Origin of the sequence: Bacteroides sp. An51A, assembly GCF_002161565.1 — a bacterium.
In the GTDB taxonomy this organism is placed as follows: domain Bacteria; phylum Bacteroidota; class Bacteroidia; order Bacteroidales; family Bacteroidaceae; genus Phocaeicola; species Phocaeicola intestinalis.
The window spans coordinates 105,021-118,666 of sequence record NZ_NFIC01000003.1 but is presented as its reverse complement, the minus strand read 5'-3'; the positions used below and the strand labels follow the sequence as shown (position 1 = coordinate 118,666).

Here is a 13,646-nt window from a genome sequence, read left to right as displayed (position 1 = left end):
ACTCTCTGTTTTCGGTTGCCCCAGCAAGAAGTCTGTTCTTTCTTTCTGACTGCGTTGCAAAAATAAGCAATTCTTTCATAAGTTGAGCACGAAAAGTATTAAAATTAAGAAAAAAACAAGTTACATTTTACCACTTCTTCCTTAAAAGCTCTGCTTTCCACCTCCGAATATATCATTTTGCAATCCCTACTTTACATGGCAGGATTTTTCCCATCAGAATGACAATCGCATTGTACAACGCACACCATGCGTCTGTATATCGGGATTATCACGATAATTCAAACGCCATACATAATCCAGACGGAGAAACTTGAAGATATTCTCTATACCTACACTGGCTTCCATATAAGGAGTACGCCCCAGCTGTGAAGTCTCTTCCGGAAAACGGAACAGACCTTCACCATTTTTTACAGGATTGTTCTTATCTGTCAAGTGTCCCCATAATCCACGAAAGCAAAACACCTCACGCCACTTCAATTTCTTAATCAGCGGAATGCGGTTGAACAAATTTCCATTCATATAATAAGTAATGTCCCACGAAGCATACTCATCATTTATAAACTCCATAGCATTCATGTTCGTATAAGTTTCGGGTTGGATGGTATAAGTAAGGTTGGCATTAGGCAATATCAGAAGCGGATAAGGCACCTTGTTCCATACCTTGCCTGCTTTAAGAATGACATCCAGATAGCCGAACGCCGAAAACCAAAAACGTTTCTGCATGCCGACATCCGTACGCTGATAAGTGTACGACGACCCCAGTACCCCTTTCTTTGCCATCACGTGACTCAAATTGAATATCAAGGCATCAAACGTAATCGGAATGCGCTGCGTACGGGTCTGGTAATATTTCTCGTCCTTACCATAACGCAATTTGATTTCCAGTTCCGTCATGTCATAATGATTACGTGGCGTTACGCTTCCGTCTGTCCCGATGCAATCGAAAGGAGCATATGGCGTGGCATATTCACGCCGGTTACGGAGAATCACGTTATACGAAAACCCGTTGTAATGTTCGCGTGTATAAGTCAGTTCGGCATTCCGCAAGTATGTGGCACGCGTGTCTTTCTTCCGGCGGATAGCAAGCATCACATTGTCTTTGCTGGTATACATGTAATTCTGCCCCAGCTTGTTGATATCATACATATACTCCAAGCGAAGGGAATGCATGGGATATTCCATGCGGTACGTCTGGCGAGGATTGAACGAATATTCCACCATGGCATCGTATTTTATCTTCTTGTCGCGCGTGCCATACGCAGCATAGCCTTCAAAGAACCAATGCTTGTCGAAAACAGGAGTCGTACCTCCACCTACACGAAAACGTGCACCTTCGATGGCATTGCCGTTAATGGTACTGTTCATCGGTCCTAAATCGAACCGGTTCTTCCGGGAATCTTTATTAGTAGGAATATAACCTGAAACCAAAGTTGTCACCACCTTTTCGGTCACATAAAAAACAGGAATCGACCGAAGCCTCTTCATCAACTGTTCTACTGAATTGGGATTTTTCTTGCGCGCAACTTGCGGGCGATGTTCTTCCCAATAATCCTCCGAACGGCTATAAGCCTCTTTTTGCGTAATAACCGGTGCACTTTGAGCAAAAATCTGCCTTTGTCTGTCATCGGGAGGAAGAAATGAATGATGATCGTATACTATCAGCCGCTGGGCATACATGCCTTTCGATTTCTCACTCAGTTTAAAGTTTACCCGGATATCATCTTTCTTTAAAATACGGATATTGGCAGAATCCCGTTCGAACACCTGCTCAATAGTCATACCTGATACAAAATTCAGGTTGATGTCTTTCGGAACATTAAGTATCACTTTCTTGACAAAATAGGTAGAATCAAGCGTAACGAACAAATGCCCCGTAAAACCGAACGACTCGGAATTGAAGGGCACAAATCCCAAATCTACACATTTACGACCTTCCACCTGAAGCGTATCGAGCAAATAATACTTATAAAATCCCGGTCCGAAAGTAGATAGTGGACTGACAAAACGCTGAAGAAACAATGAAACATTATTCTGGAAAATATCCACTTCCTGAAAAGCTTCGCTCAGGAACTGCTGTACCCCGTCACGCGAAAACACTTCATCTACTCCCGATGACTTACTTCCCATCAGCAAACGTTTCTCCGACTTGGGGGACTTCCGGTAATATACCTTCTCCAAGCGCTCTTTTTCTGACAAAGGAAGTACCGTAGTCCCTACTTCAAGTGTATCAATAAACTCGGCAAGAAAATCAAATTTTCCTATTTTCCCACTCTTTTTGGGCTTTGGCTTATAATCATTCATAGCAAAGACCATTTTCTCATATTGGTCATAACTGAAATAATCTTGATTACGCGGGTCATTGCTCTCGCGCCGGTCAATCACTTGTCTGGCAAACCGCACTGCAGGATTATCCTTTCTCCTGTATCGTTCACGTTTCGGCTTCACCACGATATCGCTCAATGTGACACCACTCGGTATCAAGGCTATGTCAATCCGGTTGATTTTCCCCAGCTGAACCGTAATATTACGGGTATCGTATCCCAAATAAGAAACCTGCAGGCGGTTGACCGATACAGATGTAGCCAAGCGGAAACGCCCGTCATCTCCGGTACGTGTACCAGCAGAAGTACCTTCGAGCATCAGCGAAGCGTATGGCAATACTTCTCCGGTCACCGAATCGCGCACGGTTCCTTCGATAACGGTCTGTTGCCCGTAGGAAACTACCGAGAAACACAACATCATTACAAGCCAGACAATTTTCTCCTTCATATTCTCCTTATTATAAATACTTCACCTGCCAAGCTTCGAAATAAGCAGGCTTTTCCACCATCAGTTCCCCCTGTGCATCGATAAACAACTGCACCGTGGTGCCCTCGGCACAAAGCGTATGGTCGCTTGCACGAAAGACCTGATACATATAATCCAATCTTGCACCGGGCTTGTACACATAGCGGGTATGTATTTCAACACCATCGTTCAGCAAAAGCGGAGCATAATAGCGGACACGTAAATCATATACAGGCGCATAAATGCCTTCCCGCTGCATATCGGCATATCCGATGCCCGGATAATGCCTGCCGAAAGACTCTCGTCCGTCTTCGAAATATGTCACATAAGAACCATGCCATACCCGGCGCATCGAATCGATTTCGCTAAACTTCACTTGCACCTGGCAAATGTCCAACAACTCTTTCTTCATATCTTATGGAAGTTGAAATGCTGTATCCGGCACATGGGCATCCAACATAAAACCGGAAAAGTCATAACGGGTATAGTTCTGCCCCCGTTCATTCATCTGCAAGCTCTTACACTCTCCTTTCTGCAAGTCGACGGTCAGTACAAAAGAAGAAAACAACAATCTGCGGCGCACCTTGTTTCCTCCATCTACCCGAGGTGTTACTGTCAAGGTACAAAGACCATCTTTCTCTTCCATTTTCACCTCTGCCAGTTCTTCGGGACTAACCGAAATATCCATGCCCAGCACCATTTGCTTGAACACCTCTACCAGCGATTCGAATTGAGCTTGTGTCTGCCCTTTTGCCACGCTTTTACGTCCCGATTCTACCATCGTAAATTCATTGCCTTCCATCAGCAACATGTCCTTATCTCCTTCGAAACGCATGCACATCCGTCCGGGAGCCTTGAAATAAAGTTTCCCATCCAATCTGGCATCTTCTGCAAAAGCTACATTGTGCTTGATACGCACCACAGAAGCCGTAAGCGTATGCACACTTCTATACTTCTTCATGACTTGTGTCATGCCGGCACCTTGTGCCCACATAAATGTAGTACATGCCAGCAAAAATACCGATAAACATACCAGCCATCTTTTCATCGTTGTTCTCATGTATAAAGTCCTCCATCAATTGATATTACCTCTCCCGTAATGTATCCGGCTTCGGGCGAAATCAAAAAGCCGACCAATGCCACCACTTCCCGGGTCAAGGCATATACATCCGTCTGTAATTCCATATATGTTCTGTCTTTAAATTAACTATATTCTATTTCTGTATCACTTGCTTCCATATCCAATCCCGTCCTATAATTTCCGCACACGTGAAAAGCGCGGTCATAGTTACACCTTGCACACCATGCACCATCAGGCTTTGTCCTGTGAGGAACAGGTCGGGAATGGGCGTACGCACCGGAAGCATCCCTCCAAACGGACTGTTGAAATCTTTCCGCATGCCGTAAGCCGACCCGTCGGGAGTATGCACATAGTCACGGTATGTAAGCGGAGTACTGGTATAACATTGCACGACCGCTCTCCGCAAACCAGGTATACACGATTCGGCCAATGTCATACAGGCATCTGCCATACGGAGTTTCATTGCCTCATACTCCGGTCCTCTCTTACCTACTTGGGTAAATATCCATGGACGGCACAGACTCCAGTCCATCGGAGCCAATAAATCGATTTGCCGCACATACTCTCCTCCATCGTCCGGAACATGACTGGCTACCAATACTCGGTCTATTTCTCCATCTGACGGATATGTCCAAATATCAGGATGCCGATATACATAGTAATTCCAGTTCGCATAAGGCAATGCATGAGGTTTCAGGCACAACGATACCGTAAACATCCCATTGGTGTTTTCCTGCCGGCATATCCGGTGACGATACACATTCTTCAGCAATCCCCCTTGCTTCAACATCCGGCACATCTCTGCCGGATGGGTGGCACAAATGAATTGTATCCCTTCGTAAATTCTTCCGTCCTTACACCGGACTCCCGTCAGTTGACCTTCCTTTTCCAGTAATTCATCTACTTCCGCATTACATATCACCTCGCCTCCCTGCGAACGGATTTGTTCTGCCAACGCCTCTGCTATCAGCGAACCACTGCCTGCAATCCGCCAACTACTGCCCACATAACCACAATAGCCATGAGCAAATGTAAACAACGGCAATGTGTCTTTTCTCAGTTCCATCTTCAGTGAAGCACCACTCAGCACGTCGACCAGCAAAGAATCGTCAAACTTCTCCTGCAGATACCGGTACGCATTGGTCTCCAACATCCAAGTATGGAAATCCATATCCGATGAATGAGGGTTCAAGGCATTCAGCTGCATTTCTTCCGTCCGCTTCAACAAATCAGCATATTGGTATAAGGCATCTCTTTTCGCCGGAAACTCATCGGCAAGCATTTGGGCAAACCGGTCATAACCTTGTGCCAGTGCAAAGGTACGCTTTCCTATCATCACACGGTCGACCACCTCATCCATGCGCTTCCACGGAAGTTTCATCAATCCCAAATAGTCGAATACCCGACGCAAGAGTTGTCCTTCCTCCAGTCCTCCCACATAATGGAACCCTGTATCAAACTCCATTCCTCCCCGGCGATAACTCTGGATACATCCACCTGTATGCTTTCCTTTCTCCAGCACGAGCAGACGTTTTCCCGCCCGTGAAAGGATACAGCCACACACCAATCCCCCCAGTCCGCCTCCTATTATTATAATGTCGTATTTCATTTCTTCTTCTGAATCATTCTGAACACAGCGGGCTGTAGCACATAAGAGATAATAACAGCCGCCAGCAATCCGACCAAGGTAGAGAAGCCCACCGAACGGATTGCCGGATGTACCGCAAACAACATCGAGCCTACAGTTACCACTAATATAACCGCACTGAAGAAAATAGCGGTTTTATGGTATCCCAGCAATCGCGTGTCGCGTTCTTCTCCTATCAGTCCACTCATGACAAAGATACTATAATCCACTCCGATACCAAAAATAAAAGTAGAGATAATGATGTTGATAAGATTAAAACTCATATCGAACAACACCATCATTCCCAATACAATAAGCCAACTGAATACAATCGGCATAAATCCCAGTAACGTATACCGGATATTCCCCCTGAAGCTGAAAAACAAGACCAGCAAGACAAAAAGCATAGAAACCCATTGCAATACACTGAAGTCATCGTTCAATTGCATCAAAGTATCCGTAGTATAATAATAGGTATCCAACACCAACATGTGAGGCTGTGTTGCAATAGCATCGCAAATACGATGATAATCGCTCGTCTTGCTACGCACCGTATCATTGGCGCATCTCACCGACGTAAAACACAGGTATTCGCCATTATACGATTGCTCCATTAATGTAGACTGATATCCTGCAGGAATGATACCCGCCTCATACAAGGCATCCGGATGATAATCGGCAGTAGCATATTCGAAAAACAAGTCAAAAGCTTCGGGACGCAAGCCAACCTGAGGTGCCGTACGGGTAATCAACTCGTGCACCCGTTTCAGACGGTCTTCGTTCCAATATGCTTTCCAGGCATCTATACGTTCTTGTTGCACACGTAAAGGAACGAATATCCGGTCGATACGTGTATAGCCTTTCACCAATCCTGCCTGCTGAAGCGAATCCAGTTTCCGGGCCATTCCGGCAAAACGCTCCACCGCCTCTTCCATCGTAGCTCCAGAAGTGGCGAAATATTTCTCTTTATCGCCTGTATACGTCTTGCTTCGCAACAATTCTTCCGAATAGGTGGTAATATCTGCCTTATATCCCAGGTTATGCATATCAGCATCAAAGCGTGTGCCTCCGGCCAGGTAAAGTCCGATACAAGCCACGGTTACCACCAGAATAACAATCAATAAAGGTTTGCTTCTGTCGAACGGCACTGCATTGATACGGTCAATTAAGGCAAAGGCACGCCGGTTCAACTTATTTCGCTTCGGACTTAAGAACTGCGGCAAATAGATCAAGCTGAATGCCGTAGTGCCCAGAATGGCGAAAGTGGCAAAAAGTCCGAAGTCCTGCAACAACTCGGTACGAATAAATACTACTCCCATAAACGAGCCAATGGTTGTAAGACAACCCAGACACACCGGCTTGACTTCGTCACGCAAGACCTGTTCGGGATTACCAACATACTTATAATGGGTGATGATGTGTAACACATAACTGAATGCCACACCCAAAATAACCGCTCCGATACCCAATGCCAACAATGAAAATTGTCCCTTGATGAAATACATCAAAGCAAGTCCGAATAACGTTCCGAACAGGACGGGCAAGACCAACAAAGGAAGTGTATCCCAATTGCGATAGCAAACAAAAATAAAAGCCAATACGAAAAGCAACGAACCGGAAAGGGTGCCAGCCAAGTCCGACTTGATTTGTTTCGAATTATAAAAGCCACTGGCAGGCGTACCGTGATAAGCTATCTTGATGTCAGGAGCCGTCTGGGCAAATTGAGCTATCTGTTCATTCAACATCGTAAACAAAGCAGAACCTTGACCTGTATTAGTTGCCGAATAGCGGGGCGTAATAAATGCCACACACACCGTAGAGTCACTTACGAAAATATGCCCGTCAAGGATTTTATAACCTCCTTTTTTCTCTCCAGCTGATGCCGGCAAGAATTGCTCCTTCAGAAGCATACGCATACCTAGCGGATCCATCTGGATAAGTTCGGGATATAACGTGCCTATCGGGCTGAGCAAATCCTTCCGGTTTATCTCCATCTGCCGGCGAAAATGCTTTTCGGTCAGCATCGTGTCGATGCAGGCATAAAAGCTTGTATCGATATAAGCAGGAAAATGTCCACTCAGGTAATCAATGGCATCCGGCAAGAGTTCTTCAGGCAAACGGTAAAACACATCCTCTATCACCCGGTGTAATGAATCGGACAAGGCATCCTTAGCCTGCAACGAATCAATAAAGGCATCACACACCTCTGCCATACGTTCGGTAGAAACACCCTCTTTGCCTTCGAATACCAAAAATGTCTTGTCCTTAATACGCAAGTTGGCAAAAGCCAGCTTGGTCGTACCATCTTCGTTTTTCGAAGAAGGCATCAGTTTATTGATGTCCTCCTCCAGATGAATGCATGAAGCACAATACCCAAAGAAAGCAAACAACACAACCAGAGATATCCAACACACCATACGATGACGCCGGAAAAAACGATAAATTCTGATGCAAAGTTCTGTCATTTCTCTATCTCTCCTTTAAATTCCATATACGTAATACCTGCATCGGATAGAGTAGCGGTCAACAGGAACCTTCCTTCCCCCAATACCTGAAAATGCAGACGGAGATCCAATTCGGGACACACATCGGGAGATGCCAGCGAAGTAAACCGGCATTGTTTAATGAAAACAATAGATACACATTTGCCTACCGCTTCTTCCACACATTCTTTCATCATCTCGATATTACATGCCCCCGGACATACAGGCCTGCCGGGGAAATGCCCCCGATATACATCGCATCCGGGCAACAAAGCAACATGAAAAAGAGCGTCTTCGGCTCCATAATGTGCACTATATACCTTATAATAATTGTTTCTGAGTAACATGTCTCAACTCTCTTAAATGGATATTTTCATCTGAGTATCTGCTACCGGAGTACCGTTGCCGGAAGTCTCTCCTCTTACCAGAGTGATGCCTTCCGCTTCGGCTTCTATTGTAATCCGGGTATGCAGGATTTCTCCCGTTTGCGGACAACGGTAGCAATGGAATTTCTTCACTTCACCAATATATCCTACCGGAGGTTCGGAAGCTCCGGCCTGCAAAGCCCAATAACCGGCAAATGCCAAAGCCGACTGAGCAATATGCTCAATGATTCCCGCCTCTTCCAATCGTCCGTCCGGAGCAACAAAAAAATTGTCCGGACGGATTTCCAACGAAGTTTCCGCATACGCATGCTCCACCTTATCCAGCCTGTCGACCATGATTATCGGCTCACGTTGTGGAATCAACACCTGTATATCCACTTTCATCATGCCGCAGGCAAATGTGATTCGATATAATCATACAAATCGGTAAACGTCTGTATCTGACGCAAATCCGAAACAGGAATCTTCACCTGATAAGTCTGCTGGATAAGTGCCACCAGGTCTACCAGACTCAGACTGTCCAGCGAAAGGGTTTCCTTAACATTTGCATCGGGAGTCAATGTAGATGCTTCTACTTCAAATTCTTCTGCCAACAACGTGTTGACTTTTTCAATGATTTCTTCGCGTGTCATAACTTAGTTTTTATTTATTTACTTAATTTATAAATCATCATACAAAACAGCTCCATCGTATCCGTCATCCCTCATTCCGGACAATCAACGTCGAATTTGTACCTCCAAAGCCGAACGAGTTCGACAAGAACATATCGAAATGTATGGGACGCGTCTCCGGAAGCACATGAATACGGGCTGTATCTTCATCGGGATGCTCGAAATTGATGTTTCCGGCTATGAAATCATTCTTCATCATCAGAATGGAATAAATCAGTTCGCTGGCACCAGCCATCCACATCTCGTGCCCTGTCTGGCTCTTGGTGGAAGTGACCGGTACCGGAAGCTCACCAAACACCTGTGCTATCGCCAGTGCCTCCCGGCTATCACCGATACGTGTGGAAGTGGCATGAGCATTGATGTAACCTATCTCATCGGGAGACACGTTCCCATTCTTCAGACACAGTTCCAGCGAGCGTGCCGGACCTTCTACATTGGGAGTAGATATATGCGCACCGTTGCCCGAGAATCCCCAGCTTACGACTTCGGCAAGGATAGGAGCACCTCGCTTTACAGCATGTTCGTAACTCTCTACAATCAACGTAGCTGCCCCTCCTCCAGGCACCAGACCATCCCGGTCCTTATCGAACGGACGACTTGCCTTGGCAGGTTCGTCCTCACGTATAGAGAACGACTGGATGCCATCGAAAGCCGCCACGCCATACATATTGGCTTCTTGCGCTCCACCGCACACGATACAATCCTGCAAGCCATTTCGAATAAGCAAATACGCAAGTCCTACCGACTGGGAGCCTGAGGCACAAGCGGCTGATGCTGTCAGATTGATACCTTTCAATTTAAACAGACAAGCAAGGTTCATAGTCACGGTAGAGTTCATCGACTGGAAAATGGTACCGCTTCCACATGCCGCCGTATCGTGAAACTCACGAAACTTGTCAAGCCCGGTCATAGTAGCTTCAGACACCGAATCATTTCCATAAATGATGCCTATTTCATGCTGCTCGATATAGTCAGGCTCCAGTCTGGCCTGCTCCAGTGCCGCACGTGTAGCCATATAGGCATATTGCGCCTCTTCGGGCATAAACTGACGCAGATTGCGCGACACAAAAGGTTTCAAGTCGGGCTTGGCTATCTGTGCACATAAAGCCGAACGGAATCCTGCATCCTTACGTTCAGGGCTGAATACGATTCCACTTTTTCCTGTATACAAAGACCGGCACACTTCATCCAGTGTCGTACCCAGACACGACCAGATACCCATACCGGTTATTACTACTCTTCTCATATTCTATCAGTTTATTATTTTATTCCAACACTTTCCGATAACACCGCCTCCTTTTCACGATTTCCGGATGTAGAGGTTTCCATTGCGAAAGTTCCTTTACGTTTGTTTCCAATTGCGGCCCTGTTTCTGCCCAGGTGAAACCATACTTGTTATAGACCGGTATCAGATCAGCAAAAAACAAGGCATTCACACCCAATCCCTGGTAATCAGGGCGGACAGCTATCAGAAAAAGTTCTGCCTTCTCTTCCCGTTTCCATTTCAATGCACGCAGCAACGGATACCATCCCCACGGGAAAAGTCTTCCACCTCCCTTCCGTAACGCATTCGAAAGACTGGGCATCGTTATCGCTACGCCTACCAGCTCACCTTTCTCATTCTCTATCACAGGAAGCAACTGCAAGTCAAGCAAAGGCAAATAACGTTTCAGATAGCCATCTATCTGCCTGTCCGACAATTCGGTATATCCGAATAAAGGAGAATAGGCAACATTCAATAAATCGAATACTTTCTTACCATAATTACGTTCTGAAATGTCGGCCGAAGTCAGCTTCCTTACCTGCAAACCAAACATTTCTTTCGACAATTCCGCCACACGGGCATATTTAGGTGGAATCTCCTCGGGAACCTGTACACGAATCTGAACCCAATCGACTTCTTTCTCATAACCCAATGCTTCCAAATGACGGGGATAATACGGATAATTATAGATGGTAATCATAGAACTGACCTGATCGAAATCATCCACCAGCATACCTTCCTTGTCAAAGTCGAAAATTCCCATCGGTCCCTGTATCGCATTCATTCCCCGTGTCCGCCCCCATTGTTCTACAGCACGAAGCAAAGCTCCCGCCACCTCAATATCATCGACAAATTCAATAAAGCCGAAACGCACGTTACGCGTATGCCACTTTTCGTTGGCACGATGATTAATGATGCCGGCAATCCTCCCTACCGTATCTCCATGACTATCATAAGCGATGAATGGCTGAATATCCGAGAAATCAAGCCCCGGATTTTTCCGTTTGTCGAACGTCTCACGTATATCCATATCCAAATCAGGCACATAATAAGGACAATCCGCATACAACCGATGGGGAAACCGTACGAAATCGTCCATTTCACGCCCGGTCTGAACCTCTTTTACTATCAATTTTTCCATAACGATGACGAAATTATAAAAGGTGAACCTAACCGCCAAAACCAAGTGTGATATTGACGAACTTTAGTGAAAAAAAGAACAAAATTCATCCGGAAAGCCTCCTTATTCCGATAGTTGCAAAGAGGATAGGCTTACATTTTTCCATTTCAGAATAACGATTCAAAACAAATTAATATGAATACGGACACTTATACTATATGTGGTGAGAAAAGGCACAATTTCATACCACGCATGGTATAAAAAAACATACGTGCCGGAAACGATGTCCTGCAAAAATAAACCTCCGCAAAAATTAAACACGTTTGCGTTGGAATTTTCAACACCCTGTTTTCAATTCTCAATTTAAATGAGTACCTTTGCCCAATCTTTCAATTTTATACAGAACTGAATATGCAGGAAAAGATTATTATTCTCGATTTCGGCTCGCAAACCACGCAGCTCATCGGACGCCGCGTGCGCGAACTGAACATGTATTGCGAGATTGTTCCCTACAACAAGTTCCCTTTCGGCGACCCTTCCGTCATTGGTGTGATTCTGTCGGGAAGCCCTTTCTCGGTTTACGATGAAAAGGCTTTCAAAATCGATTTGAGCAATATCCGTGGCAAATATCCGGTTTTAGGCATCTGCTACGGTGCACAATTTATGGCATACACCAACGGAGGCAAGGTAGAACCTGCCAATACCCGTGAATACGGACGGGCACATCTGGCTAAGTTCGACCACGATAATCCGTTGCTGAAAGATGTCCGTGAAAACTCGCAAGTATGGATGAGCCATGGAGACACCATTACGTCTCTACCCGAAAATTTCAAGATTATCGCCTCTACCGACAAAGTAGCAGTTGCCGCTTATCAGGCAGAAGGAGAAAAGCTATGGGGGGTACAGTTCCATCCTGAAGTGTATCACACTGAAGACGGCACACAAATCCTGAAAAACTTCGTAGTAGACATCTGCGGAGGCAAACAAGACTGGAGCGCGGCGTCATTCATTGAAACTACAGTTGCGCAACTGAAAGAACAATTAGGTGATGACAAAGTAGTACTCGGACTGAGCGGAGGTGTTGACTCATCAGTAGCAGCCGTGTTGCTCAACAAAGCCATCGGCAAAAACCTGACTTGCATCTTTGTCGACCACGGTATGTTACGCAAGAATGAATTCCGCAATGTACTTCATGACTATGAATGCCTTGGCCTGAATGTCATCGGTGTTGATGCCAGCGAAAAATTCTTTACCGAACTGGCAGGCGTGACCGAACCCGAACGCAAACGCAAAATCATCGGCAAAGGATTCATTGACGTATTTGATGAAGAAGCGCACAAAATACATGATGTGAAATGGCTGGCGCAAGGAACCATCTACCCCGACTGCATCGAATCGCTCTCCATTACCGGAACAGTAATCAAAAGCCACCACAACGTAGGCGGATTACCCGAAAAGATGAATCTGAAACTTTGCGAACCACTCCGTCTCTTATTCAAGGACGAAGTACGCCGCGTAGGCCGTGAACTGGGTATGCCCGAACACCTCATCACTCGTCATCCTTTCCCCGGACCGGGACTTGCCGTACGTATCCTGGGCGACATTACCCGCGAGAAAGTACGCATCCTTCAAGATGCCGATGATATTTTCATCCAAGGTCTACGCGATTGGAAAACAAAAAATACTGAAGGCAAAGAAACTGCGCTCTACGACCAAGTATGGCAAGCAGGTGTCATCCTTCTACCTGTGCAGAGCGTAGGTGTAATGGGTGATGAACGCACCTACGAGCGTGCAGTCGCACTACGTGCCGTAACAAGCACTGATGCCATGACAGCCGACTGGGCACACCTTCCTTATGAATTTATGGCAAAGGTATCGAATGACATCATCAACAAGGTGAAAGGCGTAAACCGAGTTTGCTACGATATTTCATCGAAACCACCTGCCACAATCGAGTGGGAATAAAAAAAAGAATGTCCATCAGCCGATACATATCTTCGTTTTCAGGAGATATGTATTGGCTAATCAGGACATTCATTAAGAAGATGTTTTGAATTTCTCCAAAAAGTTTTTCTTGGCTTGATGTATCCGTTTTCGTGTATGCTTTGGGCGATTTTTTGGTCCTTTCCGCTCCTGTTCTTCGTCAGATAGCCCGCTATCTTCCTCATCACAGAAGCGAAAATGCCTCAAAAACTCATCCCAAATCATCGCACGATAAATTCAAAAC

12 protein-coding genes and 1 pseudogene are annotated in these 13,646 nt (G+C 45.6%); 1 reads left to right on the top strand and 12 read right to left on the bottom strand.

The annotated features are described in order from the left end of the window. Positions 1–213 precede the first annotated feature (213 nt). The 11 genes and pseudogenes from B5G04_RS06775 to B5G04_RS06730 all read right to left on the bottom strand — a co-directional run bounded on the left by B5G04_RS06775 (position 214) and on the right by B5G04_RS06730 (position 11,440). Positions 214–2,769: a DUF5686 and carboxypeptidase-like regulatory domain-containing protein gene (locus B5G04_RS06775; protein WP_087396435.1), complete on the bottom strand. Its 2,556-nt coding sequence runs from the start codon at positions 2,767–2,769 to the stop codon at positions 214–216. 10 nt (positions 2,770–2,779) lie between these two features. Beyond that, complete coding sequence (locus tag B5G04_RS06770; protein ID WP_022041023.1) at positions 2,780–3,199, bottom strand: acyl-CoA thioesterase; 420 nt, start codon at positions 3,197–3,199, stop codon at positions 2,780–2,782. Positions 3,200–3,202: 3 nt separating this feature from the next. Beyond that, positions 3,203–3,835 (bottom strand): outer membrane lipoprotein carrier protein LolA, encoded by a 633-nt coding sequence (locus B5G04_RS06765; RefSeq protein ID WP_087207437.1) that lies wholly within the window; start codon positions 3,833–3,835, stop codon positions 3,203–3,205. 8 nt (positions 3,836–3,843) lie between these two features. Next, positions 3,844–3,936: pseudogene (locus tag B5G04_RS19300) on the bottom strand (beta-ketoacyl-ACP reductase); the annotation flags it as partial. A 65-nt stretch (positions 3,937–4,001) separates the two neighbouring features. Further along, positions 4,002–5,477 carry an NAD(P)/FAD-dependent oxidoreductase gene (locus tag B5G04_RS06760; RefSeq protein ID WP_087396432.1) on the bottom strand — a complete coding sequence of 492 codons (1,476 nt, stop codon included), beginning with the start codon at positions 5,475–5,477 and terminating at the stop codon, positions 4,002–4,004. Further along, on the bottom strand, positions 5,474–7,960 hold the full coding sequence (locus tag B5G04_RS06755) for an MMPL family transporter (RefSeq protein ID WP_087396430.1): 2,487 nt from the start codon (positions 7,958–7,960) through the stop codon (positions 5,474–5,476). Before B5G04_RS06755 ends, B5G04_RS06760 begins: the two co-directional genes overlap by 4 nt. Continuing rightward, entirely contained in the window at positions 7,957–8,325 is a 369-nt protein-coding gene (locus B5G04_RS06750) for a hypothetical protein (protein WP_022041018.1), read from the bottom strand. The genes B5G04_RS06755 and B5G04_RS06750 overlap by 4 nt, the downstream gene beginning before the upstream one ends. A gap of 12 nt (positions 8,326–8,337) precedes the next feature. Further along, the gene (locus tag B5G04_RS06745) at positions 8,338–8,751 is read right to left on the bottom strand and encodes a beta-hydroxyacyl-ACP dehydratase (protein ID WP_087396428.1); all 414 of its coding nucleotides are present in this window, start codon (positions 8,749–8,751) and stop codon (positions 8,338–8,340) included. Then, positions 8,748–8,996, bottom strand: a complete 249-nt coding sequence (locus B5G04_RS06740) for an acyl carrier protein (protein WP_022041016.1) — start codon at positions 8,994–8,996, stop codon at positions 8,748–8,750. Before B5G04_RS06740 ends, B5G04_RS06745 begins: the two co-directional genes overlap by 4 nt. 64 nt (positions 8,997–9,060) lie before the next feature. Next, complete coding sequence (locus B5G04_RS06735; protein ID WP_022041015.1) at positions 9,061–10,281, bottom strand: beta-ketoacyl-[acyl-carrier-protein] synthase family protein; 1,221 nt, start codon at positions 10,279–10,281, stop codon at positions 9,061–9,063. Between the two features lie 19 nt (positions 10,282–10,300). Then, positions 10,301–11,440 (bottom strand): N-acetyltransferase, encoded by a 1,140-nt coding sequence (locus B5G04_RS06730; protein WP_087396426.1) that lies wholly within the window; start codon positions 11,438–11,440, stop codon positions 10,301–10,303. 390 nt (positions 11,441–11,830) lie between these two features. Here B5G04_RS06730 and guaA point away from each other — a divergent pair, with 390 nt between their 5' ends. Then, complete coding sequence (guaA, locus tag B5G04_RS06725; RefSeq protein WP_022041013.1) at positions 11,831–13,384, top strand: glutamine-hydrolyzing GMP synthase; 1,554 nt, start codon at positions 11,831–11,833, stop codon at positions 13,382–13,384. Positions 13,385–13,456: 72 nt separating this feature from the next. On the opposite strand, the gene B5G04_RS19735 is transcribed toward guaA, so the two are convergent. After that, positions 13,457–13,627, bottom strand: coding sequence for a hypothetical protein (locus B5G04_RS19735; RefSeq protein WP_158100067.1), 171 nt, complete (start codon positions 13,625–13,627; stop codon positions 13,457–13,459). Positions 13,628–13,646 lie beyond the last annotated feature (19 nt).